The sequence below is a fragment of the Wolbachia endosymbiont of Encarsia formosa genome (assembly GCF_039540065.1).
Taxonomy (GTDB): domain Bacteria; phylum Pseudomonadota; class Alphaproteobacteria; order Rickettsiales; family Anaplasmataceae; genus Wolbachia.
Window position 1 is genome coordinate 49,909 of record NZ_CP154278.1, and the last position, 25,442, is coordinate 75,350.

The 25,442-nt window shown below is 33.4% G+C and carries 23 protein-coding genes and 7 pseudogenes; 10 read left to right on the top strand and 20 right to left on the bottom strand.

What is annotated here, in order from left to right:
• Positions 1 to 62 precede the first annotated feature (62 nt).
• Entirely contained in the window at positions 63 to 974 is a 912-nt protein-coding gene (locus tag AAE962_RS00315; protein ID WP_343289103.1) for an Rpn family recombination-promoting nuclease/putative transposase, read from the top strand.
• Between the two features lie 25 nt (positions 975 to 999).
• Here AAE962_RS00315 and AAE962_RS00320 read toward each other — a convergent pair whose 3' ends face one another.
• From AAE962_RS00320 to AAE962_RS00345, 7 genes and pseudogenes are all read right to left on the bottom strand, one after another.
• The gene (locus tag AAE962_RS00320) at positions 1,000 to 1,608 is read right to left on the bottom strand and encodes an ankyrin repeat domain-containing protein (RefSeq protein ID WP_343289600.1); all 609 of its coding nucleotides are present in this window, start codon (positions 1,606 to 1,608) and stop codon (positions 1,000 to 1,002) included.
• Between the two features lie 15 nt (positions 1,609 to 1,623).
• Positions 1,624 to 1,996 (bottom strand): annotated as a pseudogene (locus AAE962_RS06680) (transposase); the annotation flags it as partial.
• A gap of 113 nt (positions 1,997 to 2,109) precedes the next feature.
• Positions 2,110 to 2,473 (bottom strand): annotated as a pseudogene (locus AAE962_RS06685) (transposase); the annotation flags it as partial.
• Positions 2,474 to 2,550: 77 nt separating this feature from the next.
• Positions 2,551 to 3,881 (bottom strand): annotated as a pseudogene (locus AAE962_RS00330) (IS4 family transposase).
• A gap of 109 nt (positions 3,882 to 3,990) precedes the next feature.
• Positions 3,991 to 4,501: pseudogene (locus tag AAE962_RS00335) on the bottom strand (PD-(D/E)XK nuclease family protein); the annotation flags it as partial.
• A 499-nt stretch (positions 4,502 to 5,000) separates the two neighbouring features.
• Positions 5,001 to 5,231: a zinc ribbon domain-containing protein gene (locus AAE962_RS00340; RefSeq protein WP_343289104.1), complete on the bottom strand. Its 231-nt coding sequence runs from the start codon at positions 5,229 to 5,231 to the stop codon at positions 5,001 to 5,003.
• 99 nt (positions 5,232 to 5,330) lie between these two features.
• Entirely contained in the window at positions 5,331 to 5,495 is a 165-nt protein-coding gene (locus tag AAE962_RS00345; RefSeq protein ID WP_158619483.1) for a recombinase family protein, read from the bottom strand.
• A gap of 361 nt (positions 5,496 to 5,856) precedes the next feature.
• Between AAE962_RS00345 and AAE962_RS00350 the strand changes: the two genes are divergently transcribed.
• The 4 genes and pseudogenes from AAE962_RS00350 to AAE962_RS06695 all read left to right on the top strand — a co-directional run bounded on the left by AAE962_RS00350 (position 5,857) and on the right by AAE962_RS06695 (position 7,497).
• Entirely contained in the window at positions 5,857 to 6,099 is a 243-nt protein-coding gene (locus AAE962_RS00350; RefSeq protein WP_343288912.1) for a helix-turn-helix domain-containing protein, read from the top strand.
• A gap of 260 nt (positions 6,100 to 6,359) precedes the next feature.
• Positions 6,360 to 6,674: pseudogene (locus AAE962_RS00355) on the top strand (integrase core domain-containing protein); the annotation flags it as partial.
• Between the two features lie 222 nt (positions 6,675 to 6,896).
• Complete coding sequence (locus AAE962_RS06690) at positions 6,897 to 6,992, top strand: hypothetical protein (protein WP_410543833.1); 96 nt, start codon at positions 6,897 to 6,899, stop codon at positions 6,990 to 6,992.
• Positions 6,993 to 7,209: 217 nt separating this feature from the next.
• Positions 7,210 to 7,497, top strand: a complete 288-nt coding sequence (locus AAE962_RS06695; protein WP_410543834.1) for a transposase — start codon at positions 7,210 to 7,212, stop codon at positions 7,495 to 7,497.
• 41 nt (positions 7,498 to 7,538) lie between these two features.
• Here AAE962_RS06695 and AAE962_RS00365 read toward each other — a convergent pair.
• The 8 genes and pseudogenes from AAE962_RS00365 to AAE962_RS00400 all read right to left on the bottom strand — a co-directional run bounded on the left by AAE962_RS00365 (position 7,539) and on the right by AAE962_RS00400 (position 13,016).
• Positions 7,539 to 8,864, bottom strand: a pseudogene (locus AAE962_RS00365) (IS4 family transposase).
• 116 nt (positions 8,865 to 8,980) lie between these two features.
• A pseudogene (locus tag AAE962_RS00370) lies at positions 8,981 to 9,401 on the bottom strand (replicative DNA helicase).
• A 177-nt stretch (positions 9,402 to 9,578) separates the two neighbouring features.
• Positions 9,579 to 9,782, bottom strand: a complete 204-nt coding sequence (locus AAE962_RS00375; RefSeq protein WP_343289105.1) for a DnaB-like helicase C-terminal domain-containing protein — start codon at positions 9,780 to 9,782, stop codon at positions 9,579 to 9,581.
• 234 nt (positions 9,783 to 10,016) lie between these two features.
• The gene (locus AAE962_RS00380) at positions 10,017 to 10,292 is read right to left on the bottom strand and encodes a type II toxin-antitoxin system RelE/ParE family toxin (RefSeq protein ID WP_343289106.1); all 276 of its coding nucleotides are present in this window, start codon (positions 10,290 to 10,292) and stop codon (positions 10,017 to 10,019) included.
• Entirely contained in the window at positions 10,283 to 10,498 is a 216-nt protein-coding gene (locus AAE962_RS00385) for a hypothetical protein (RefSeq protein ID WP_343289107.1), read from the bottom strand. The genes AAE962_RS00380 and AAE962_RS00385 overlap by 10 nt, the downstream gene beginning before the upstream one ends.
• 670 nt (positions 10,499 to 11,168) lie before the next feature.
• A complete protein-coding gene (locus AAE962_RS00390) occupies positions 11,169 to 11,543 on the bottom strand; it encodes a hypothetical protein (protein ID WP_343289108.1) in 375 nt (124 codons plus the stop codon).
• Between the two features lie 67 nt (positions 11,544 to 11,610).
• Positions 11,611 to 11,826, bottom strand: coding sequence for a hypothetical protein (locus tag AAE962_RS00395; RefSeq protein ID WP_343289109.1), 216 nt, complete (start codon positions 11,824 to 11,826; stop codon positions 11,611 to 11,613).
• Positions 11,827 to 12,026: 200 nt separating this feature from the next.
• The gene (locus tag AAE962_RS00400) at positions 12,027 to 13,016 is read right to left on the bottom strand and encodes a ribonucleotide-diphosphate reductase subunit beta (protein WP_343289110.1); all 990 of its coding nucleotides are present in this window, start codon (positions 13,014 to 13,016) and stop codon (positions 12,027 to 12,029) included.
• A 129-nt stretch (positions 13,017 to 13,145) separates the two neighbouring features.
• Between AAE962_RS00400 and AAE962_RS00405 the strand changes: the two genes are divergently transcribed.
• Complete coding sequence (locus AAE962_RS00405; RefSeq protein WP_343289111.1) at positions 13,146 to 13,484, top strand: outer membrane protein assembly factor BamE; 339 nt, start codon at positions 13,146 to 13,148, stop codon at positions 13,482 to 13,484.
• Positions 13,485 to 13,536: 52 nt separating this feature from the next.
• On the opposite strand, the gene AAE962_RS00410 is transcribed toward AAE962_RS00405, so the two are convergent.
• On the bottom strand, positions 13,537 to 14,064 hold the full coding sequence (locus tag AAE962_RS00410; protein ID WP_343289112.1) for a hypothetical protein: 528 nt from the start codon (positions 14,062 to 14,064) through the stop codon (positions 13,537 to 13,539).
• A gap of 196 nt (positions 14,065 to 14,260) precedes the next feature.
• Here AAE962_RS00410 and recO point away from each other — a divergent pair, with 196 nt between their 5' ends.
• Positions 14,261 to 14,989 (top strand): DNA repair protein RecO, encoded by a 729-nt coding sequence (recO, locus tag AAE962_RS00415; protein WP_343289113.1) that lies wholly within the window; start codon positions 14,261 to 14,263, stop codon positions 14,987 to 14,989.
• Between the two features lie 22 nt (positions 14,990 to 15,011).
• On the opposite strand, the gene AAE962_RS00420 is transcribed toward recO, so the two are convergent.
• The 4 genes from AAE962_RS00420 to clpB are packed head-to-tail and all read right to left on the bottom strand — an operon-like array spanning position 15,012 to position 23,877.
• A complete protein-coding gene (locus tag AAE962_RS00420; protein ID WP_343289114.1) occupies positions 15,012 to 16,385 on the bottom strand; it encodes a PleD family two-component system response regulator in 1,374 nt (457 codons plus the stop codon).
• On the bottom strand, positions 16,357 to 16,647 hold the full coding sequence (locus AAE962_RS00425) for a hypothetical protein (RefSeq protein WP_343289115.1): 291 nt from the start codon (positions 16,645 to 16,647) through the stop codon (positions 16,357 to 16,359). Before AAE962_RS00425 ends, AAE962_RS00420 begins: the two co-directional genes overlap by 29 nt.
• Before the next feature lie 6 nt (positions 16,648 to 16,653).
• Positions 16,654 to 21,297, bottom strand: coding sequence for an NAD-glutamate dehydrogenase (locus AAE962_RS00430; protein ID WP_343289116.1), 4,644 nt, complete (start codon positions 21,295 to 21,297; stop codon positions 16,654 to 16,656).
• Between the two features lie 27 nt (positions 21,298 to 21,324).
• The gene (gene clpB, locus AAE962_RS00435) at positions 21,325 to 23,877 is read right to left on the bottom strand and encodes an ATP-dependent chaperone ClpB (RefSeq protein WP_343289117.1); all 2,553 of its coding nucleotides are present in this window, start codon (positions 23,875 to 23,877) and stop codon (positions 21,325 to 21,327) included.
• Positions 23,878 to 24,093: 216 nt separating this feature from the next.
• Between clpB and AAE962_RS00440 the strand changes: the two genes are divergently transcribed.
• The 3 genes from AAE962_RS00440 (at position 24,094) to AAE962_RS00450 (ending at position 25,420) form a co-directional block, all read left to right on the top strand.
• A complete protein-coding gene (locus tag AAE962_RS00440; RefSeq protein ID WP_343289118.1) occupies positions 24,094 to 24,501 on the top strand; it encodes a hypothetical protein in 408 nt (135 codons plus the stop codon).
• A 207-nt stretch (positions 24,502 to 24,708) separates the two neighbouring features.
• Complete coding sequence (locus AAE962_RS00445) at positions 24,709 to 24,885, top strand: hypothetical protein (protein WP_343289119.1); 177 nt, start codon at positions 24,709 to 24,711, stop codon at positions 24,883 to 24,885.
• Between the two features lie 178 nt (positions 24,886 to 25,063).
• Entirely contained in the window at positions 25,064 to 25,420 is a 357-nt protein-coding gene (locus AAE962_RS00450; RefSeq protein WP_343289120.1) for a hypothetical protein, read from the top strand.
• The last annotated feature ends 22 nt before the right edge of the window (positions 25,421 to 25,442 follow it).

The following is a 25,442-nucleotide window of genomic DNA, read 5'->3' on the forward strand; positions in this document are numbered from 1 at the left end:
TTTTAGTTGAATATTTCTTCAAAATTGTGTATAATTATTAATGCTTTTTAAGTGGATTTTCTATGGATCTTTCCAAGTTCCTCGATCCTAAGAATGACGTATCATTCAAGCGTATCTTTGGTACTGAAAAAAATAAAGATATCCTTATTCACTTTCTTAATGATATTCTTGGCTTCACTGGTAAAAGTGCAATAAAGGATATAGAGTTTTTAAGTACTATTCAAGATCCTGAGATTGCCTCTAAAAAACAAAGCATTGTCGATGTTCTTTGTAGAGATGAAAATGGGCTGCAAGTGATAGTCGAAATGCAGGTCGCTAAAACCAAAGGCTTTGAAAAACGTGCACAATACTATGCTGCTAAAGCCTATTCAGGACAGGCTGATAAAGGTGATCAATATCATGATCTTAAGGAAATTATCTTTATTGCTATAGCAGATTGTATTTTATTCCCTGATAAGTCTGAGTACAAATCAAAGCATACTATTCGCGATGAAGATAATAATGAACATGATCTAAAAGATTTTTACTTTATATTTATTGAGTTACCTAAATTTCCAAAAACCAAAGAAGATCAGCTTTCAAGTATAGTTGAAAAATGGGTCTACTTCTTTAGATATGCAGACGAAACTAGTGAAGAAGAGCTAGAGAGAATAATAGGAAGTGATCTAATAATTAAAAGAGCATATGAAGAACTAAATAGGTTCAACTGGTCAGAAAAAGAATTTATTGCCTATGAACAAGAGATAAAGCGTATTCGTGATGAACAGGCTGTCCTTGCTCAAAAACTCGATGATGCCACTCAAAAAGGTAGACAAGAAGGCATCCTCATCGGTCAAGAAAAAGGTGAAATGAAAACTAAAATAGCTGTGGCAAAAAACCTACTTAAAGCTGTTGTATCTGTTGACTTAATAGCTGAGTCTACTGGTCTTCCTCAAGCTGAAATCACTCAACTTAAGAAAGAGGAAACTTTTTGACTATTATAGCTTATCAAGATATTACCTAAAATTTTAAACTTTTAACTCGACTTTCTATATTAACATCTTGCAAATCTTGGTCTGGCTTTTTTAATGTTTCTAACAACTTACTCGCAATATTCCTATGTTTATTAACTATAGCAACTTGCAATAACGTATTTCCTTGATTATTACGAGCATTTGTTACAGCTACAAACTCATCGGGTTTTACTGCTTGCAACTTGCTAATGATTCCAACATTGCCGTTTTTTGCATCTTCAAACAGTTCTTCAACTAGCCCCAGCAAATTAGCAATATTCTTGTCTTTAGAAAGGTCAAGTGGTGTTTTACCCTGATTATTTTCAATGTTATAAATTATGCCATGTTTTAATAAAGATTTCACAATTTCTATGTTAGCAGCAACGTGCAGTGGTGTAATACCTTCTTGATTAGCAACATTAACATTTGCATTATTTTCCAGCAAAAAAATAACTATATTAGCATGCCCTTTCAGTGATGCATAAAATATAGGTGTTTCAAAATTAATACTTTTACTATTAATTAATACTCCCTTTTCAATGCAACTTTGAACTTCTGAATAATTGTTCTTTCTTATAGCATTGAATAGCTTATCAATCAGCTTTAGTGATTCCACAATTTCTGAATGACCTTTTTCTTCCAGCTCAAGCAAATAATTCTCAGCAATCTCTTTACTTGAAGCACGTTTTCAAATCATTTATGAAAACTTTTGCTAGATACATACTTCAGTGAATTCCTTATCTGATGCACTATGCATTTCTGCTTTAGCTATTTATAGCGGTAGGAAAGCTTTTTAATACAGGCAATTAGAATATCTTCTACTCCTCTTTCTTTGAGGTCATTTAGTACTCCCAACCAGAACTTCACTTTCAGCCAAATAAAAACCTAATACTTCTTTTCTGCCATTTTGATTTATTCCCAATATATTATACATACATTTACTTATGCAATGTCCGTCCTCCTTGACCTTAAAAAACCATAAATACTTTTGGATACACTGGTGAGCGGATGCGCCATTTTCTATGTTTACTCTGGTAGCCATTGTAATCGGTAATATCTAGAGTATCCTTGCTGCTGGTATTTTTGTCTAAATATTTCCTCAAACATTTGAACTCTTTATCCCATGCCACTGGCATATGTGCTTAAGACCTTTGCTTCAAGTTCTGTGTGTTTGTCTTTTTTTTGACTATTTGCGGTTCAAAACTTCCCTTCCTATCTCTTGGTGTTTAGCAGCTCAAATGAACCTGCACTTGTCCGCAAAGTCTTTCCATTCCTCCCATTTCTGCGATTATTTTCCTCGCTTTCAACAGACAACTATCTCACCTTCCAGACTTGCCTCCAACAGCTTTTTTATAAATGGTGTTAATGCTCCATCTCTTCCCGTTAGCGGTCTACCTTTTCTTATAGATGATAAAATATTTGTTTCTAATTCTTTATAGTCTACCCAATCCGGTAGTTCTGTTTGCTATTTTTTGACTCATGTCAAACCTCCATTTTTATATCAATTTATTACTTTTCTTTTCGGTTTGACACAGTTTATTTAACCATAAGCGTCAAGTTAAGAAGCAAGTGTTAGAAAGTTCAATGAGCTTAGTGTGGAGACTCTAATTTTTCTATACCTGTCTTTCACAGAAAATTGTGACCAGTTGTGGTAAGCTTTTTTTTAGGAAGATTCTCAAATTATTAATTCTACTGCTTAATGCTAAAAAATAACTCCCTAATTCTTCTTTTTAGTTCGATGAATGCCTTTGTTAGACTAAGTTCTGTGTCCTTTTTTATAGTTCTGTACAACCAACTATTCCATGAAATATAAGAACTGCACATAATTTAGCATATAATTCACATAATACCCTATATGGCTTTCCTTTCAGTTTATCAAGTCTTATATGGCTCTTATATAATTTGAATAATAGTTCAATTTGCCATCTTGCTCTGTAAAAATTGTTAATACCTGTTCAGCACTAATTTTATTCTCTGAAACATTAGTTATGAATATTGACCAATTCAATAACTTTTGGTTCCTTTAGAAGATGTATACCCATGTGATTTTGCTAATCTATTAGCCTTTCTTCTTCTGGCCATGGACTGTTCTTCAGTTAGCTTTTGACATATAATTCTTACTTTAACTTTTGTCTCTTTTCCTAACAGCACATCATTTTCTAGAAAATAATTTATCCTCTAAAACATTCTAATAACTCTATTTTTTGATTTGTTTCTATATCATATATATTGGTATCAACGACTTATAAAATAAGCTCCTGTTTCATTGAGTTTGCTTAAAAAACTTGGCACAAAATAACCCAGGTCAGATATTAGCAAATCGTTGTTTGATATACTGCTTAAATACCTTATATACCCATGGTCTGACCTTATTCCCTCTGTTATGTTAAGTTGGGTTAATGTTTGATTTAGGTAATCAAAAACTAGTTGTAATTTTATTACAGATTTAGTATTGCTTTCATAACCACTGTAGCTTGTGCCATATCCTTTATACATGTTTTCCATACTATTATGTAGGCTAATATAGCTACTGTCCAATAACTTAACACTTCTAAAGTGCTTCAAAATTCTACAATTAATTTGCAAAATACCTTTAAATAACATTAAAGATTCATTATACATCCTTTTCATAAATTCCACTGCTTCCTCGGTAAATCTAAAGTCTAAACCCTGTTTTGTCATCTCTATCGAGTCTTCATTTAATAATTGACACATTGTTTCTATGCTACAATTATCAACCCTATATTTCCCAAGACCATGGCTTTTATAAACGATGAACCTCTTAGCTTTCTCTTTCTTTTTATGAACCCTGTTCTAATTGAGATTTTATCTGCTTTTTCATTAAAAAATTCTTTGAGCTTTTTTTGATAAGCAAGTTATTTTATTCATTGGTTCTCTCACTAAAAGTATATCTGGGAGAACTTATACCTTATTATTCTATCTCTTTCATACCTTTATTTCCTTAACTTGACGCTTATGGTTTATTTAACACTCCCGTTTAGATCAAAGATTGTAAGGTTAAATCTTCCATCCAAATAACCACGCACTCTACTTGCTTATCTGGGTAGACTTCTTGCACTAAGGTTTTATAGATCAACATTTGCTTTTTTTATTTCATTTGATGAGGAAATAGAAACGTTATGGTGTGATTTATAGTCAATTATGATTGCTTTGTCTTCTGTTATGCACAGTCTGTCTAGCCGCACTAATACTGGTTTTCCGTCAATTGTTCCACTAAGTGGAATTTCTGATTTGCCCTCCAAGTCGAACAGGTAATCATATTTTTCATTAAAGGTTAATATTTTGCTGTAAATTTCATCCTTATCTTCAATAGTGTTTATGCTATCAAGATATTTCCTAACCCAATTTTTTCTCCTGTCTTTCTCTATTTTGGGCATATATTGCAATATACTGTGAATTATTAAGCCTCTTGCATAGCTGTCTGTTGTCCAAATGCTCCTTTTTGTCATTCTAGCACTCTCATCTGTCATTTCAGTACTTGACACTGGACTCCCGATACAATGTTGAACACTTTTTTTTTTTTGCCTTTCGAGAGCGAGTTCTTTCAGCCGAAACACTACATGCACGTTATCATCATCAACTTCAATGCGTTGAACTAATTTTCTTATTATATCAAGTTTAGTTTTCCCAATCCGCCTGATTAAGTTCCAACTCAACCTCAGAGGAAAAAACTTTCTACACTACTTGTGATAAAATCTAATTCCCTCTGTAGCCTCTTTTCATCGACCATTTCTTCCCTTTGATCTCTAATTCCTTTTAACTCCTTTGCCATGCTCTCAACTTCTAAGTCATATTTTTCCTTCGTTATATGACCTCTTGCATATACATAAGCTAATCTTTCTATACCTTGTTCTATTTTATTTGCACGCTTTTCAATTTCATCCTTTGCCTCTGTACTTTCATGTTTTCACGAGTCTGAGCTGATATTCCTTAGTCATTGCTTCTGGTTCTTTGAGTACCATCTTTACTTCTCCCATACTGCTTCTTCTAGTATATCAACTGTATTGATTTGCTGTTACACACTCTATTTCCACCAAAACGATTTCCAGGGCATCGATAGTAACTTCTTCCTCCTTTAACATTACTCATTCCATAATAAATGTATTTACAACACTGACACACAATTAGCCCTTGTAATAGGTACCTTCTCCCACTTCGTTGCATTCTTGCTCTTTTTCTATTTTCAGATAGTTGCTCTTGTACTATATCAAATTTCAACTATATTTGGTATTTCTATATGAATCCAATTCTTTTTCTCAGTTTGATAAATGGAATAACTTTTTTTCCTCACTTTCCATATTGCTCTCACTTCTTTTTTTATTGATTCGTTTTACCAAATGCTGCTTGTCCTTTGTATGCTGGATTCCTCAACATTCTACACACTGTACCTGAATGCCAATTTCTTCTGCCCTTTGGAGCAGTAATATGCCTTCTTGTAGTTTCTTTTAAGCTCTGACCTATCCACTCAAACAGTTTACGCACTACTTTTGCTTCCTCTTCTTCAACTTCAAACTTTGCTTCTTCTCTGACTACATGATTTATATAGCGGTATCCATAAGCCCATTACACTTATACACCCTTTCCTTGCTGCATGGAGTTTTTCCCCTTCGACTTCTTTCCATTATCTTTGCACATTCGTATTCTGAGATTAATCCTTGTACTCCTAGCAATAATTTTGACTCTGAATTATTTTCAGTATTATAATTTAGTTGTGTGATTCATCATAGATGTTATTACAATAAGAATATAAGGTCAAATAGAAATTTGGATTTGCAGTAGTTTATAGACCTTATTACAATTGCAAAGGATAAATTAGTTAATCTAGGGTTAAACTACGTCTGAGTTGGATAAAACTATACAAAAAGTTTGGTCATGCAGGAAAGAGCATTATGGTATTTCACGTTTTACCTTACGTAAATGGTACAAACGTTATGAAGAGTTAGGTGAAAAAGGATTAGTAGATCTCAGTAGTAAGCCTAAAACTTCACCTTTGCAAAAGATCAATGAATCAGATGAGCAGCTTATTCTTCATCTAAGACAAACTAGAAAGCTAGGGGCAAGAAACCGAGTTAAGACGTCTATATGATTTATCCTTGTCATTGGCTACTATACACAAAATTTTCAAAAAACATAGTGTAAGTCTTCTGCATGTTAAACGTCATTATCGCAAACATGTCAAGCGTTATAACTGTAAAGTACCTGGAGAGCGTGTGCAGATGGATGTGTGCAAAATATCGTCAGGGCTTTATCAATATACTGCTATAGATACGTTATAAAATTGTTGCATTATATTCAAGAAGTACTTCAAAAAACACTTTAGATTTCCTAAAACAACTAAGAGAAAGAATACCTTTCCATTGCCAAAGGATTCAAACTGATAGAGGGCAAGAATTTTTTGCTTATGAGGTGCAAGAATGTTTGAAGGAATGGAAAATTAAATTTCGTCCTATTAAGCCGTTTTCTCCACACTTAAATGGTAAAGTGGAAAGAGCACAGCGTACAGACTTAGATGAGTTTTACAGTATCGTTACCATCAAGAGCTCTGAATTGCAAATTAAACTTAGGGATTGGGAAGAGTATTATAATAAACACCGCCCTCATAGCGCTCTTCAAGGAAAAACTCCTTGGGAAAAATATAAGGAACTGGAAAATACGATTCCTTGCTTAAGTGAAAAACTATATCTTATCAAAAGAGTCGTTTGTCATGCAAAATTGTAAACACAATCAGAAACTACAATCACTTCAAAAATGCAAATCTCTTAACAAGCCAACTAGTTCAGACTCAATCTGACAAGTCAATTGTAATAACCTCTATGAATCACACAATTTATGGATGGCATGTTTTTTAAGGTCAAGGAGGACGGACATTGCATAAGTAAATGTATGTATAATATATTGGGAATAAATCAAAATGGCAGAAAAGAAGTATTAGGTTTTTATTTGGCTGAAAGTGAAGTTCTGGTTGGGAGTACTAAATGACCTCAAAGAAAGAGGAGTAGAAGATATTCTAATTGCCTGTATTAAAAAGCTTTCCTACCGCTATAAATAGCTAAAGCAGAAATGCATAGTGCATCAGATAAGGAATTCACTGAAGTATGTATCTAGCAAAAGTTTTCATAAATGATTTGAAAACGTGCTTCAAGTAAAGAGATTGCTGAGAATTATTTGCTTGAGCTAATGGAGTGAAAAATATCCCTTGGTTACAAAATCATGGCAAAACAATGGGAAAATTTGTCTGGTTATTTTAAGTATTCTGGACCAGTTAGGAAGCTCCACCAATCCAATTGAGGGATTGCATAGACAAATTAGGAAATTTACTAAAACTAAGGGCTCATTTACTAATACAAATGCCTTGTACAAACAGGTATATTGTGCTATAAAAAAGGTAGAGCAAAAGTGGACTACAGCTTTGCCTAATTGTGCATTAACTATGTCTCAGCTTGACATTTTCTTTCCCAACAGACTGAAAATTGAGTTGAACTAAAAATGCGGCTTGACACAGTTTATTTAACCATAAGCGTCAAGTTAAGAAGCAAGTGTTAGAAAGTTCAATGAGCTTAGTGTGGAGACTCTAATTTTTCTATACCTGTCTTTCACAGAAAATTGTGACCAGTCTGTGGTAAGCTTTTTTAGGAAGATTCTCAAATTATTAATTCTACTGCTTAATGCTAAAAATAACTCCCTAATTCTTCTTTTTAGTTCGATGAATGCCTTTGTTAGACTAAGTTCTGTGTCCTTTTTTAGTTCTGTACAACCAACTATTCCATGAAATATAAGAACTGCACATAATTTAGCATATAATTCACATAATACCCTATATGGCTTTCCTTTCAGTTTATCAAGTCTTATATGGCTCTTATATAATTTGAATAATAGTTCAATTTGCCATCTTGCTCTGTAAATTGTTAATACCTGTTCAGCACTAATTTTATTCTCTGAAACACATTAGTTATGAATATTGACCAATTCAATAACTTTTGGTTCCTTTTAGAAGATGTATACCCATGTGATTTTGCTAATCTATTAGCCTTTCTTCTTCTGGCCATGGACTGTTCTTCAGTTAGCTTTTGACATATAATTCTTACTTTAACTTTTGTCTCTTTTCCTAACAGCACATCATTTTCTAGAAATAATTTATCCTCTAAACATTCTAATAACTCTATTTTTTGATTTGTTTCTATATCATATATATTGGTATCAACGACTTATAAAATAAGCTCCTGTTTCATTGAGTTGCTTAAAAGAACTTGGCACAAAATAACCCAGGTCAGATATTAGCAAATCGTTGTTTGATATACTGCTTAAATACCTTATATACCCATGGTCTGACCTTATTCCCTCTGTTATGTTAAGTTGGGTTAATGTTTGATTTAGGTAATCAAAAACTAGTTGTAATTTTATTACAGATTTAGTATTGCTTTCATAACCACTGTAGCTTGTGCCATATCCTTTATACATGTTTTCCATACTATTATGTAGGCTAATATAGCTACTGTCCAATAACTTAACACTTCTAAAGTGCTTCAAAATTCTACAATTAATTTGCAAAATACCTTTAAATAACATTAAAGATTCATTATACATCCTTTTCATAAATTCCACTGCTTCCTCGGTAAATCTAAAGTCTAAACCCTGTTTTGTCATCTCTATCGAGTCTTCATTTAATAATTGACACATTGTTTCTATGCTACAATTATCAACCCCTATATTTCCCAAGACCATGGCTTTTATAAACGATGAACCTCTTAGCTTTCTCTTTCTTTTTATGAACCCTGTTCTAATTGAGATTTTATCTGCTTTTTCATTAAAAAATTCTTTGAGCTTTTTTGATAAGCAAGTTATTTTATTCATTGGTTCTCTCACTAAAAGTATATCTGGGAGAACTTATACCTTATTATTCTATCTCTTTCATACCTTTATTTCCTTAACTTGACGCTTATGGTTTATTTAACACTCCCTTAGACTTACTAAAACGTTAAACTACCAGTATTAACTTGATAAGGCACAGTAACTTTACCTGTTGAGCCACTTCTATTTTTTGCAACGTTTATCTCCAGTTCGTTATTAGAGCCTATTTTATAGTAGCTGTCTCTGTAGAGTAGTAAACACATCTTGTTCGATGCTCCCTGACTCTCTGAGGTCTGCTAATTGCGGTCTTTTGTTTTGTCTTTCTTCTACTCTGCGACTAATTTGTGATAGTGCTACAACAGGAACTTCAAAGTCTTTAGCGATGTTCTTTAACGTTCTGCTGATCTCTGTTACCTCAAGCGTTCTGTTCTCTGTTCTTCCTGATCCTCTAAGTAACTGCAAATAATCAATGTAGATGCATTTTATACTGTATTGCTTATCAATTGATGCGATCTTTTTTCTTAGAACATTTAAATCCATACTTCCTGACAAGAAGATTTAAGAAAGATAGCTCACTTAATCCTTGGTACAGAAGCTCCATGTTCTTATTTTTAATGATAGTGTTGACTGTCTCATTGACTTTGATGCTGATGATTCTATTGATGAGTTGATTGGCTGACATTTCAAGCGAGAAGAAGCAGACATACTCGTAGTCATTTAAGAGCTTTGCGGCCTCATGTATAATGCTATTGAGGTCTTACCAATTGAAGTGCGTGCTGCAAGCACAGAGAGCTCTCCTTCCTTGAAGCCACCTGTAAGCTCCTTTATTCCTGTGGTTATTCCTTCTATTTCGTCGGGGTTTGCTAGCCGTTTATCGATGTAGTCTCTGTATTCTTTGAGATAATCAAATATTGGCCTCATCGACCCTGAGTCCTCCTTCCTGATCCATTCCATACCTTAAACCGGAGGCTCCTCAAACTCAAGATCTTGTTTCGTCGCCTCTCCCAATGAGTTATATATATTATACATATAATATATATAACTTATAGTGGGGGGTAGCCAAAAAAATGAGTTATTTTTGAGCTGAGCAAAGCCACCTAAGGTATTGAATGGATCAGGAAGGAGGGTGTATAATAAGATATTTAATGTTGAGGTTTATTTTTTATAAGTATCACATCTATGTCCTATCTCTGTGATAGTTACTATTTGTTCTAATTGATTTACTCTGTAAATTATACGATATTCACCAACTCTTAGTCTTCTATGTCCTTTTAGGTTATGATGTAATGGTTCACCGAGGTTTATTGGGTCAACTGTAAGACGTTCTTTTATAGCCTTTTGGATTCTTAGCCTTATTGTTTTTTGAAGGTTTGGTAAATCTCTTTCAACAACACTTTTGAGAGACTTAACTTTATAATGCTCTAATCCCACTTAATATCTTCAAAATCGACTGTTTCTGCACCTTCAACATCACGCTCATCAGAAATTTTAGACGCTAAAAAATCCTCGATTTCAAGCTCGATGGCTTTTCTTAGTAGTTTTTCTGCTAATGCTTGAGCAGGTTGCTTAGTAAGTTCAGATAATTCAGCAAGATGCTGTAAAGTTTGTTTACTGAAAGCTAAATTAGCGTTTGCCATGAGTTTTACCAGATTCTACTACTGCACAATTATACAACATTTTCCTAAAATTTTCAATAAATAATTGTTAAGGTGGAGAGGAAGGAGGGCTGTATAATACCTCTTTTAACTTTCGTAAAAAATGTATTAAAAAATAGTTATACTGATACTAACATAATATTAATGCTAATATGTTAATATTATGTTAGTTTTTTAATTAAGGAGAATGTTATGTTAAATAATTCAGAATATACTGTATTAAGAACTTACGATCCAATTAATATTTGCCACAGAAATTGTGAAAGGAATTACTAGAAGTGGTATGAAGTAATCGATCTAGCTAGTTGTAAGGTAGCATGTAACAATAATAGGCCATACAAAGCCCCAGAGAAGTCAGATGATCAACCAATACAACATACAGTAACACGGGTACAGCGTCTAGAAGAAGACACTACTACACTCAGTGAAATACAGAGTGAATTAGAAAATATTGGAGATAGTTTCTATAGTCTTGCGGGTTCATTTTCTGTTCTGTAGCAGATACGGTGTGAGGTCTCTCGAAATTTTCAACAAAGAAATCTATTGACAGATTATGGTAGGCTTAGTATATATCAGTATTAGCTTTTGCTGAGGTTAGGGAGAAATGACACAGACTAAGTATAGTATTGCAAGACATTATTAGTAATAGGGATCAGCAGCTGGCTACTGGATGTATTTCTATGACAAGAAGAGTCCGACAACTCTTCGTAATGCCTATTACAAAAACCAAGATAGATTTCACCTCATCTTGATCATTAGAAGATAAAATCTTTCCATTTACAACTTCTTCAAGAAGACCCTGCTTTTGCGCTTCACTCAAAACTGCTTTAAATTTATCTACACCAACTACTTCGAAAGTGTTAAGCAGTATATAACCTTTATCATCAATTGTTGTAAGAACAGGCAGGAAATCATTTTCGCTAAATTTTGCAATAACAGTACTAATATCAACATCTTCGCTTACTGGATCTTTCAACTCATCATATAATCCTTTTTGTGTTTCATTTAACTCTTCATACTTTTGCATATCAAACTCTCCTATAAATAATATACTTTAATTACGATATATTTAAATAATAAAGTCAAGAACTTAACTAAAGATCACAAACACTCAAGCAAGAAAAAGGGGCTTTTGCTCGAGTATTTACAGCGCCCTTCTTTAAAACTGCATAATTATACATATCGTCAGGATAAGCTATTCCAAGACGATTTCTTTCAGGAAACCACATGATAAATTCACTGAGCACATCAGCTATATCACAGGTAAATTCAGTTTCAGTATGAATCTTTTCAAACTCATCAAATATCAAGTGTCGACACCAATTTTGATCATTCTCTCTTTAAATCTGTTGAAAAGGAGTTTGAACCGCCGCTGTAGCTCTTTCATATAATTAACTTAAACAGCAATCATATAAAGGCACAAATGAGCTCTAGGAAGCAAATAAAAGCGCGAGAGAAGTCAGTTGAGCGCAAGCTTCCGTTGAAACGATAAAAAAGGGTGAAGTTACTGCTATTCACTTTTTGTATCGTTTTTAGCAAAAGCTTCCTCCCAAGTGCCTTGAGTAGCTGCACGGCTATACTCTGTTACTCTATTTTCAAAGAAATTTGTATGTTCCACGCCATTTAGTATTTCATCAAGCCACGGAATAGGGTTATCTTTAACATTATATATAGATTTAATACCTAATTGCGTTAACCTTCTGTTTGCTATGTAACGTATATAATTGCGCACTTCCTCTGCAGATAGCCCTTCAACATCTCCTAAATCAAAAGCAAGACTTATAAATTCATCTTCAAGTTCAACAATAGTGCGACATGCAGAATATAATTCTTCTTTGAACTCGTCATTCCAAATTTCATTATTCTCTTTAATAAACGTATTGAACAAATTAATAATTGAATTGGTGTGCAAGGTTTCGTCACGTGCTGACCAAGCAATTATTTGCCCCATACCTTTCATTTTTCCAAACCGTTGAAAATTGAGCAAAATTGCAAATGATGCAAATAATTGCAATCCTTCAGTGAAGGCACCAAATACTGCTAAAGTTTTAGCAACATGTTTTTTATCGTGATTTTTACTTTCCTCAAATTCTAACATGTATTCATACTTCTTTCTCATAGCATCATATTTTAAGAATGCTTGATATTCACTTTCTGGCATGCCAATCGTATCTAGAAGGTATGAATAGGCTGCAATGTGTATAGTCTCCATATTGGAAAAGCTTGCAAGCATCATACATATTTCTGTTGGCTTAAATATATTTGAATAATGCCTCATATAGCAATTATTTACTTCAATATCTGCTTGAGTAAAAAACCTAAAAATCTGGGTCAATAAATTTTTCTCTACATTAGAAAGTTTAGTTTTCCAATCTTTCACATCATCAGCAAGCGGAACTTCTTCAGGTATCCAGTGTATCCTTTGTTGCTGCAACCATGCATCATATGCCCAAGGATAATTAAAAGGCTTGTATATTGGATCTGCTTCTAGCAATGACATAAGGTACCTAATTATTTTGAAGTAAATATTATATTAAATGATATTGAGAATCAGTCAATTTAACTTTTTTGAAATTTGACGACAGATAGTTTATCAGTGTATTATGATTTCAAATAAATAATTGACAAAATGCGAGTATTAATATTTTCTGTTTTACTGTTTTCAGTAGGCTGCATGCACACTATCTATAATCACGGAGTTCCTGGCATTAATGTTGAACTGTGGAGCAAAATAAAAGTAGGTGATGATAGAGAAAAAGTGGTTCATACTTTAGGATCGCCAACATTAGTATCAAAGTTCGACGAAAATGTTTGGTACTATGTCTCATATAAAATTAAACAAGCTAACTTCTTGGGAAAAAGGAAGTACAGTAGTAAGTCTCTGCAAATTTCGTTTAATCAGAATAACGAAGTTACAGATATAAGAGAAATCAACATTGCAGAAAGGTCTTTAGCTGTTGTTGATTGAAAATTTGCTGATCTATTTTTCATCACAAGTAACTAATTTAGGTAACGTAAATTCACCTATTTAGAATAAAATCTAACGTGACTTCGCGCCAAATGTGATGATGCTCAGCAGGTAAGCCAATTAACGCGCTACATTTATACACTGCACGCATTGCATTATCTGCTGCTGATCTAAAAATAGGATTATTTTGATAAGAACTACTATCTACTACGTTGGCTACAACGATCTCACCTTTACTGGATAATAACAAGTTAATTTTTATACTAAAATTTTCTTTATAAACTATGCCCTCAGGAATGCTCCAACACTCTGTCAGTTTATCCCTTATAGAATTAATAATTTCTGTTACAACTAACTCATCATCTTTGTTCTCAATGTTTTTCTTATCTCTTATTTCATTTTTCACCTCTTTGATGTCTTCTTTTAGCTTTCTTTCTACAACCTTTTTTCTTTTTGGAATTGGAATATCCTCATCAATTTCCTGCATTTCAATAATTTGCCTCGGTTGTACTACTTCAACTAATTCTTTTTTTCTTTGTGGTATAGGAATAACTGACGAATCATCCGGTTGGGCTTGCATTGAAAAAAGCAAAAAACAACATAGAGATAAAAGAAGAATATAATTAAAATAGAGAGGGCGCATATGTTGAGCAGCTTGTTTTACTGGTTTAAAGCTAATATTGCACATAAAGTCAATATATTTCAGTTGACTTAAACCCAAATTTGCTACACTAATTTTATTATCTCTATAATATCATACGGTTAATATACTCTAAATGAGATGGAAAGATGAAGGTGTTATTATAGCTGCTAAAAAATACGGTGATAAAAATTTAATTCTTTCTCTATTTACAAAAAATCATGGAAAGTGCAGAGGATTAACTAGTTTAACAAATAATAGTAATTATAAGTTTCAAATAAGCAATCTATTACATGCAGAATGGAGTGCTAAATTACCTGAAAATCTAGGTTTTTTAAAGTGCGAATTGATTGAATCTCCACTTCATCATTTCTTTCAAGATAGGTTAAAAAGCATTGCTATTGTTTCTTTCTCGTCTATATTAGAAAAAGTGCTTCCAGAAAGTGAATCCTGTACCAAGTTGTATGATAATTTTAGACACTTCATCGATGTAATAAAACACAATAGCCAATTTTGGCAAAGTTATTACCTTAACTTAGAGCTTCTGCTTCTTACGCAACTTGGATTTAAGTTAGACCTATCAAAATGTGCTGTAACAGGTGTGAAAGAAAATCTACAGTTTATTTCTCCAAAAACTGGTAGAGCAGTGTCAAAAAAAGTAGGTGACTGTTATGCAGATAAATTACTACCTTTTCCACAGATGTTGCATGATGTATACAATAACAACCTACAAAATAGCTACTCATATCAAGAATTCAGACTAGTGCTAAAAATTACAGGGTATTTTTTAAATAAATATCTATTTCTACAGTTAAATGCGAAATTTCCGGAGTTGAGAAATTTTATGCTATCATTTGAATCTTAGTTACTACCTATTTGAAGGAACTTCAACCAGTAATCACTCTATTTCTACCACTGTTTTTTGCTTTATATAAATATTTGTCAGCACGTACTATAAATTTTTTAACATCATCAAGGTCAGATCTTTGCATTGCTGAAACTCCAATGCTCACAGTTACATTATGGGTTGTATTTTTACCCACAAGTATAGGTTCTTTGGCAATAATTTTTCGTATTCTCTCTGCAATAGTATACGCATCTGATACACTGGTATCTGGCATTACAACAACAAATTCCTCACCACCAAACCTAGCCAGCAAATCTGTCACTCTGATATTTTCAGAAATTCTTTTCTGTATTTCCTTTAAAAATTCATCTCCAGCATTATGCCCAAAGTTATCATTCACCATCTTAAAATAATCTATATCAAGTATCATAAGGGATAAACTTCTATCTTTTTCCACAGAATCCTTAACAATATTTCTTAAGTGTGCATCAAAATATCTTCTATTATAACAGTTAGTTAATGGATCCTTTATAGACATCTCCACATTATTAAATAAATTCATTCTCAAGGCATCTTGATATCTTTTGCGTTTCACTTGCGAATTAACCCTAGCTATTAATTCACTCTTATCTAAAGGTACTGTTAAATAATCATTAGCACCTACATCAAGTGCCTTTACTAAATTGCTTTTATCATAATCTTCAGAAAGGATCAGAATTGGTGTATAACGTGTTTCTACTTTACTACGAAACTTAGAACACAAACGTAGGCCATCAGTTTTTGAAAATTGCATGTCAGAAATAATCAAGTCGTAATTATCCTTAATACCAACCTTCAATGCTTCTTTTGGATCGTGCAGTATTTTAATTGATCTGAAGCGTTGCTTTAGAACATTATTTATCTGCTCTGCTTGAAAAGTGTCCTCATCTACAACAAGTATGTTAGCATCAAAAATCTGATTAGAATAATCCATAATACTGCTTTCTGCTACCCCACCAATCTCAGCATTAGTTTCTCCTCTCAAGCACAACTCGTCTATTATCATCTTTAAGCGCACAAGAGACTTAATTCTTGCAGATAAAGCAGTTTCATCTATCGGCTTAGTTAGAAAGTCATCCGCACCAGCATTAATTCCTTGCACTCTATCATGAGTGTCATGCAGCGCAGTTACCATAATTATTGGAATATAAGTCGTTAAGGGATCATTCTTTAGCTGCTTACAAACCTCAAAACCACTCATTTTTGGCATCATGACATCAAGTAAGATAATATCTGGCTGCTGTTTCTTTACTAAATCTATCGCCTCCTCGCCATCATGAGCTACTATAACTGTATAGTACTCTGCTTTTAGCTGAGCTTCTAAAAGTTTAACATTAGAAGGTATATCATCTACTACTAGGATCTTTGCTGTCATCTTTTGTATTATCTACATTATAAGCAGGATAAAGCTTGCCATCTTTACCAACTATGTAATTGACTTTTTCAACGTCACACTCCTCATATAACTCTTCAATCCCGGCATCCTTCAACAAATTCCTAATTCTTGACTTCACAATCACAAAATACCTATACATATTTTTAATAAGATTAAAAAACACAGATACTTTACTCTTATCAAGAACAATTATACTTACTAAAGCTACAACTAAAATTTCTGAAAATCCTATATTAAACATTTTTTTCTACGAAGCAAGTACTTTTACTCTCTTGATTATGAGTGTTAATTTACTTAAATCAAGTTTAGAAGCAACCATCTCATTTAAAAAGCTATTGTAACGTTCTATATGATCCTTATCATTAAGAGCCCAAGTTTGTACATGATTATCAATAGCTTTTATAACTTTAACAGTCAGCTTATGATGATAATTGCTTAAATCATCTAATAAGTCATTGATTAAGCTGCGATCCCAATAAGAAGAATGTCTTTTCATCTTGATGGCAATTGTTCTAATAAGATCGAATCTTAACAGCGACTTTAACTCAAAGTATATTTTACCAGCTTCAAAAAGAGACAAATATGTCTGTTCAGCAACAGATATAACGTCCAGCGCATAAATAAGAATACGTAGATCAGCAACCTTTTTTGCTAAATCTTTATCTATGTTAAGCTCTATCAAAGAATTTAATCCATGGTTATAGATCTTTAATAGGCGCTTATCTAAAATGTCATGGCATAAGGTTTCAATTGCACCCCTAAATTTTGTAACATCATCTAGTTTTACTAGATTGAGGTCACCAAGATTTTTTACTAACCAAAACGATACTCTACCAATAAATTTTTGTACACTTCTTACTACTTGCAAGTACGAATCAACATCAATTTTTCCATCCAATTCATCAATTTCCTGCCATAGGCTATTTAAATTATATAGGTGATTAACAACGATATATATGTTAACTGCTTCGTGTACTTTAATTCCAGTACTTTCAACTAGATTATTAATAAATATACATCCCATTCTATTTACTACATCGTTTGCAATGCAAGTAGAGATAATTTCCCTGCAAAGTTGATGCTTTAGTATGGAATACTTAAACTCTGTTACCATCTTTTGTGGAAAATAATGTAGTAAGTAATCACGGCACAAGAAATCTTTTTCAGGCAGATCAGAGTGTATAATTTCATTTTTTATTGCTGTTCTTGCATAAGACATGAGAACAGAAAGCTGAGGAGAACTAAAACCTTCCGCGCCAGTTAATATCCTTGCTACTTCTTCTTCAGCTGGAAGGAATTCTACATCTCGATTTAACAAGCCAGATTTCTCTAAACTGACTAATAATTTATGGTGCTGCTCCAACCTTTCTTTAGCTTGCAAGCACTCAAGGAGCAATGCTTTTGTTTCAATCTTGTTATGATCTTCAAGTACCTTAGATGCAACTTCGTCTACCATGCTAGCCAGTATTTCATTCCTTTTCTCTAGGGAAATTCCACTTTCTTTCATAAATGCAATCTTAATGTTAACTTCAAGATCGGAGCATATTACTCCAGCTGAATTGTCAACAAAATCTGCATTGATGTACCCACCTATTTTAGCATATTCTACCCTCCCAAGCTGCGTGCAACCGAGATTACCGCCCTCTATAAACATAGAAGCTCTAATATCTTGACCATTTACTCTTAACTCATCGTTTGCTTTATCACCAACCATGCTATGACTTTCATTCTTTGCTTTAACAAATGTGCCAATTCCTCCATTCCATATGAAGTCCACTTTTGCTTTGAGCAGATATTGGATCAAGTAACTTGGAGATAACGTATCTTCTGTTATATCAAAGCACTTTTTCATTTCTCGAGAAATGTCTATTTGCTTGCTAATACGCTCAAATACCCCACCACCTCGAGAAATCAAATCTTTGCTGTAATCCATCCAAGTTGAAAACGGTAATTCAAAGAGGCGTTTACGCTCTGCGAAACTCTTTTCTGCATCAGGGTTTGGATCAATGAAAATATGCATATGGTTAAATGCGCCGATTAAATTTATATTTTTTGAAAGCAACATACCGTTTCCAAATAAGTCACCAGCCATATCTCCAATTCCGATAACAGTCACATCTTGATAAATCTCTTTATTCATTTTCCAAAAATGCCTTTGTGCAGCAATCCACGCACCTTTTGCTGTAATGCCCATCTTTTTATGGTCATACCCTGCTGATCCACCAGATGCAAATGCATCTCCGAGCCAAAAATTATATTCAGAGGCTATTTGATTAGCATAATCAGAAAAAGAAGCAGTACCTTTATCTGCTGCAACTACCAAATATGGATCATCTTCGTCATATCTAATGACATTCTTTGGTGGAATTATTTTACCATCAATCACATTATCAGTAATATCAAGCATTCCTCTGATAAAATTCCTATAACACTCAACACCTTTATCTCTTAAAATATTTTTATCTTTATAAACTTGCTTTATTACAAAACCACCCTTTGCACCAACAGGCACAATAACCGCATTTTTTGTCATCTGAGCTTTCATGAGTCCCAAAACTTCAGTGCGAAAATCTTCCGTCCTATCCGACCATCTTAAACCACCACGAGCTAATTTTCCTCCTCTTAGATGTATTCCCTCAAAAAGGTTCGAATAGACATATAATTCACGATACGGGCGAGGATCAGGTAACCCATTTATTTTACTTGAATCAAATTTTATAGATAAGTATGGCTTGTCACCTTGATAATAACTGGTCCTTAAAATTGCCATTATCAAGTTAAATATCGAACGTAAAACGTAATCATGTGAAACATTACTGATCTCTTTTAGTAGTTCTTCAATTTTTTCTCTAAAAATATCAGTAGTTTCCGCTCTATCAACATCTATACTTGGATTAAATCTTGAATGAAACAGCTGTATTAGATGTTTCATTATTTTTGGATACTCTGATACTACTTTTTGAATATATTCCTGATTATAGTTAAATAACGTCTGCTTTAGATAGGCACTTAGAGCTCTAATCAGAAGCACTTCTTTCCACTCCAGTCCAGCAATAATGACCAAACTATTAAAATAGTCATTTTTTATTTCCTTGCTAAACACTTTGACAAGCGTCATCTCAAACTGTTCTTTCAGAGTAATGTTATTTATTAATTCATCGACTCTTGATAACAAAAAATGGTGTATCCATATTCCGCCGTTGATTTCTATGTAATAACCATTATGAGATAGAATCTTCGCTCCAAAATTCTTAGTAATTTTCAATATCTTTGATAATTCAAGACCACCGCTATTTGGAGTGTAAACCTTCAATTGATAGTTGAGATTGTCACGAGTAAGTCTCAAATCAACCTCGCTAACTCCTTTCTTTCTCACTATCTCTAATTTTTTCATATCGTAATATGCATCGTGAGGTTCAAAACTCTCTTGATAGCTTATTGGAAATGCCTTGCAATAACGGATGAATATATCCTCAACAGTGCTAAAAGTATTATATAAATTGTCTATAAAACGATCTTCCCATTTTTCTGTAATGTTTCTTAATTTATTTTCTATAAGATCATCAAAAACGCTAGCATTTTTGGCCTTTAGTACTACATGTAATTTCATCAAATCATATTCATTTATAATATGATTGTTATAAATATCGGAACTTTCTGCATTCGTCTCATCCTTCAATATATCACGTATCTTAAACATTAGCCTAGCGCTAGCATAACGCATCGGTATCAGTACTATGCAACTAATAAAATCCCCTACCTTTCTCAAAAATAACTTGACTCTTGGTCTAATCGCAAGAGACATGATCGAGGTGCAAATTTCAAATAACTCGTCTTCATTTGATTGGAATAATTCGTCACAAGAAAATGCCTGTAAAATGGAAATTAAAGCTTTATTGTTATGGCCACCAGGAACAAATCCTGCCTTTTTTTCTATTGTTGTAACCTTATCCTTTATTACCGGAATAGTTCGAATATCTTGCACTTCTGCTACAGAAGTAAATAGCCCAAAAAAATGCTGTTCCCTTATTACATTACCCTGGTCATTAAATTCTTTCACTCCTATACAATTCATGTACGTACGACGATGAACTATTGATATTAGATCTGATCTTAATATATATAAAGAATCTAAATTTTCAGAAGAAATTGATGAATTTTGATACTCTTCACTTGCTCTCATTAACCCAAGGCTCTCTTTACCACTCAGAGCAAGCTTTCCTTCTTTATTAGCAATATATTCTTGATAACCTAGAAATACAAAATTGTTATTCTTTAACCAAGCTAGAAAATCTCTGCCTCCAGCATCCAATGCCGGATGCTCAAGAAGCTTCTTGAGCATCAATTGCCAGTCTTTTACAACGCAATTAACTGCCTTCAGTGTCTTTCGTAGAGATTCTTCTAATGTATCAACAAAACTGTCACTTATACCTTTAATAATTACATATATTACTGATTCTTTGACACCATTGTCCTCTTCTAAATGGCAAATCTCGTCAATCAGGCCATTCTTTCTTTTAATACTGATTATGCTATTGCTGTAGTAGCATATGGTTAAATCGTGTGACTTAATAGTATAAATAATAGAATCCACTAAAAAAGGCATGTCATTATTTGTGATTTTAATTGTAGTGAAATTGCCTTCTATTCCTGAAATATCATTTACATTACTTACTGCCAATTTACTTTCTTCTTTTTCTTTTTTAAGAATGAAGTTGTATGCATCTTCTGCAATGTATAAAAGAAACTTACCGTTGACTTTTAGATCGCTATTATAAACAAAATTATAAAAGTACTTTATAAACTCTTTAATTTTTTCTTTCTCTTTTTTATTCCCTTGATCAACTAGCTTAAATAAAGACTCAGCATTAACATTATGATTTATACACATTTTTCAAAACAAAAATATACAGCGAATTTAGATCTTTTTAACTAAGATTTCGTTACCAGAAGCATACACTATTAGCTCATCTCCTTCTACTATTTCCCCTGATAAAATCAGCTTAGCTAGATTGTTTTGAATGCATTCTTGTATTACCCTTTTCATAGGACGCGCTCCATATTCAGGGTCATAGCCAGTTTGTGCTATTAATTCTTTAGCTTCTTGCGATAAACTAACACTCAGTTTACGCTTAGCAAGCATCTTTTGTAAATAAGAAAATTGAACGTCTATAATTTTATAAATATCGTCCTTAGTTAAACTGTGGAATATAATAATTTCATCTAGTCTATTTAAAAATTCTGGACGAAACGCTAATTTAACTATTTTCATCACCTCATCTTTCACAGATTCAGAAGTTCCTCTGAGTATCATCTCAGCCCCAAGGTTAGAAGTTAAAATTAGTATGGTATTGCGAAAATCAATTAATTTGCCATGGCTATCGGTGAGTCTACCTTCATCCAAAATCTGCAGTAATATATTAAATATATCTGGATTTGCCTTTTCTATCTCATCAAACAAAATTACCTGATATGGTCTTCTCCTCACTGCCTCAGTTAATCTTCCACCTTGTTCATAGCCAACATACCCTGGAGGTGCACCAATCAGTTTTGAAACGGAGTGTTTTTCCATATACTCTGACATATCAAAACGTAGAAGTGCTGATTGATCATCAAATAAGAATTCAGCAAGGGCTTTTGCCAATTCTGTTTTTCCAACTCCGGTTGGACCCAAGAATAAAAATGAACCAAAAGGTCGATTAGTATCTTGCACTCCAGAACGGGAACGCCTTACTGCATTACTTATCGCTTCAATTGCATTCTTTTGCCCTATCACTCTTCTTCCTATTTCATTCTCCATGTTAAGGAGTTTTTCCTTTTCACTGTGCATCATATTATCAACAGGAATGCCTGTCCATTTCGAAACAATATTTGCAATATCATTTTCGGTAACTTCTTTCTTTAGGAAACTGTCAGTAACTTCCTCCTGACTTTTTAACTCATTTTCAAGTTGAGGAATCACACCATACATCAACTCCCCTGCCCTTCCTAAATTTCCATTGCGCTGAGCCAATTCTAGCTCTTTCCTCGCGTTATCCAATTTTTCAGCAGTTTCTTGTATTTTAGCTATTTTATTCTTCTCCATCTGCCATTTACTGTTTAAGTCAGCAAATTTACTGTTTAGACTCTCAATTTCCTCATTTATCTTTTTTAAACGTTGCCTAGAGTTTTCATCACTTTCTTTTTTCAAAGCCTCTGACTCAATTTTCAGCTGTATAATCTTTCTTTCAAGCTCATCAACAACCTCAGGCTTGCTGTCCATTTCAATTCTAACCCTACTTGCTGCTTCATCAATTAAATCGATCGCTTTATCAGGTAAAAATCTATCTGTTATATATCTATTAGAAAGCGTTGCAGCAGCGATTATTGCACTATCTGTAATCCTAATACCATGATGTACCTCATACCTTTCCTTCAAGCCCCTCAGTATTGAAATAGTATCAGTTTCAGTGGGTTGAGAAATAAACACAGGCTGGAAACGCCTCGCAAGCGCAGGGTCTTTCTCTATATGCTGACGATACTCATCTAAAGTTGTAGCTCCTATACACCGAATTTCTCCGCGTGCAAGAGCAGGTTTCAGTAGATTTGAAGCATCCATTTCACCACTTGTTGCCCCTGCTCCAACTAAAGTATGAAGCTCATCTATAAATAAGATAACTTTCCCCTCTGCTTTTGAAATATCATTGATCACTGCTTTTAGCCTTTCTTCAAATTCTCCTCTGAATTTTGTTCCAGCAATTAACGCACCAAGATCCAAAGCTAAAACTTTTGCATCACGCAAACCAAGTGGTACATCATTTGCAACAATTCTGTTTGCTAAACCTTCAACTATTGCAGTTTTTCCAACACCAGGTTCACCTATCAGCACGGGATTATTTTTTGTTCGCCTAAGCGATACCTGCATAGCTCTTCTGATTTCTTCATCACGACCAATTACAGGATCAAGCTTACCTTGCATCGCAAGCTCTGTAATATCTTTTGTATATTTCTTCGCCGCATTTAATTTTTCTTCACTATTTGGCGAATCTGCACTGCTACCTTTTCTCATTTCTGCAATAACTGAATTTAATTTTTGCGGTGTTACACCACCTTCTGCTAAAATTTTACCATCTTTTTGTGCAGCAAGGCCCTGCAGTAACCGCTCAACTGTAACAAATGTATCTTTATTCCTCCTCGCAATACCGATTGAATCCTCAAAAACTTTTGCTACCTCTCTTGAAAGCTGAAGGCCGCCACTTCCTGGCCCTTCAATCACTGGAAATTTTTTAATTGCACTATCAACAGCATTAGAAATATTCTGCACATTTCCACCACAGGCACCTATCAAGTCCTGAACTAAACTCGATTCATCTTCAAGCATTACTTTAAGTAAATGTTCAGGCATAAAAATCTTATGCCCGGCTCCCAATGCTTTCATTTGAGCATTCTGAATTAAGCTTTTTGCTTTTTCTGTAAATTTATTCAAGTACATAATATAAATTCAACTCATACTTGCTGATATATATAGCAACCACTTCCTCAATTTTAAACCTAAAGTCATTTATCAATAAAAATTTTCTAAGTTCATATAAAACAAGAAAAAGCAGATTCTCTACAAAAAATAAAATTTATATTAAAACATTAATTTACTTTAAAACTAAATTAATGTTAAGATATAAAGTATATAGCTTAATTTTTTTACAAAAAAATGAATATCAATGATTTTAACATAAAGAACTTAACAATAATTTCTATAGTACAAGAAATAAAGAATGGCGTCAGGCTTGTTCCAGACGTAATAAAACCTGGAATACAGGGTATATTTTACGCTGCAGGAGGAGCATTATTTACATACGCTTATGGTTTTTTTGCACAACAAAAAAGTTATGAAGATGGTTATATGGAGGGCTACAAAAAAGGCTACAGTGAAGGATTTAACCAAGGTTATAACAAAGACTTTAATCAAATTGCCTTAATTGCTGGAGCTGCTTGTGTTGGAGCTGCTATTGGAGATGCATCTATTATGTATTGTACTAAATGTAGACAACAAGATACTCATATTGCTAACGCTCAAATAAACCAGGTAATTTCTAATAACTTAGCTTTAGTTGAGTAAAACCAAGCTAAAAAGCAATCTCATAATCATTATGCTGAGAAAAAATTCAGTGTGTAACCAGAAAAAATAGAGATAATGTTTTCTGATATGTTGTAGTGGATTAGGTTTAGGTCCCAGTAGGAGCGAGTTTAAATACTACATAGATTTGTAGCTTTTTTTTTGCTACCTTTACTGTAAAAAAGGGGTAGTACTTTAGCTATACCAATTTTGTTAGCATCAGGAGTGTTTGCTGCAGCTCCTTATGTTAGTTTCTTAGCTCAAGTTGCAGCGTTAAGTGTTGGCCTTCCATTTATTATTAGTGGTGCTGTATTTTCTGCTCTAGTTTTTGCGCTTTCAGCTGCACTGCAAAGAGCTAACAATTACTTCTTCTTGTTTAGATGCTAAAAATGCCAAAGAAAAAGCTAAAATGCAAAAACAACTAGATAAAAAGGTATAATACATTATTAATTCTGATGAATATGCTAAGAAAATGCATCAAGAGCATAAAAAAAGAAATCAAGAAGAAGTTTTAGATTCTTAAGCTCTTAGCAATTTATTTAAAGAAGAAGGTAATCAACCAAAATTGCATGCAGTAGCAAAAGAAACAGGTGATCAACCGAAACTAAAAGATAGAACAACTCAGATTGTAAAATTTAGTAGTATTGCAACGTACGCATCAGTTATAGTAGCAGCTTTAGCATCAAAGTTGTTTCCAACTCCCGTATGTACTTTAGATCCTGCTTCTGGATTATCTGAGCAGCAGGCACATCTAGGCCAAGCAGATGGTAATTCTGCTGTAAATTTACCATCTGCTCACCATGTACCTACTACACAGACTATGTTGAAAAGTAAAGTTGATGAGTCTCACGAAATGTTAAATTCTTCTTTTAAGAGTGCTAAAAATAATTTCGGTGCATCTCAATCATTTCTTCCAAAGTAGATAACGGTATAGATACATCAAA

Coding starts and splice junctions, on each gene's coding strand:
- AAE962_RS00315 (WP_343289103.1), top strand. CDS start 63: ATGGATCTTTCCAAGTTCCTCGATCCTAAGAATGACGTATCATTCAAG.
- AAE962_RS06690 (WP_410543833.1), top strand. CDS start 6,897: ATGTATAATATATTGGGAATAAATCAAAATGGCAGAAAAGAAGTATTA.
- AAE962_RS00375 (WP_343289105.1), bottom strand. CDS start 9,782: ATGAGGCCAATATTTGATTATCTCAAAGAATACAGAGACTACATCGAT.
- AAE962_RS00385 (WP_343289107.1), bottom strand. CDS start 10,498: ATGGCAAACGCTAATTTAGCTTTCAGTAAACAAACTTTACAGCATCTT.
- AAE962_RS00390 (WP_343289108.1), bottom strand. CDS start 11,543: ATGCAAAAGTATGAAGAGTTAAATGAAACACAAAAAGGATTATATGAT.
- AAE962_RS00400 (WP_343289110.1), bottom strand. CDS start 13,016: ATGTCATTGCTAGAAGCAGATCCAATATACAAGCCTTTTAATTATCCT.
- AAE962_RS00405 (WP_343289111.1), top strand. CDS start 13,146: ATGCGAGTATTAATATTTTCTGTTTTACTGTTTTCAGTAGGCTGCATG.
- AAE962_RS00410 (WP_343289112.1), bottom strand. CDS start 14,064: ATGCAAGCCCAACCGGATGATTCGTCAGTTATTCCTATACCACAAAGA.
- recO (WP_343289113.1), top strand. CDS start 14,261: ATGAGATGGAAAGATGAAGGTGTTATTATAGCTGCTAAAAAATACGGT.
- AAE962_RS00420 (WP_343289114.1), bottom strand. CDS start 16,385: ATGACAGCAAAGATCCTAGTAGTAGATGATATACCTTCTAATGTTAAA.
- AAE962_RS00425 (WP_343289115.1), bottom strand. CDS start 16,647: ATGTTTAATATAGGATTTTCAGAAATTTTAGTTGTAGCTTTAGTAAGT.
- AAE962_RS00430 (WP_343289116.1), bottom strand. CDS start 21,297: ATGTGTATAAATCATAATGTTAATGCTGAGTCTTTATTTAAGCTAGTT.
- clpB (WP_343289117.1), bottom strand. CDS start 23,877: ATGTACTTGAATAAATTTACAGAAAAAGCAAAAAGCTTAATTCAGAAT.
- AAE962_RS00440 (WP_343289118.1), top strand. CDS start 24,094: ATGAATATCAATGATTTTAACATAAAGAACTTAACAATAATTTCTATA.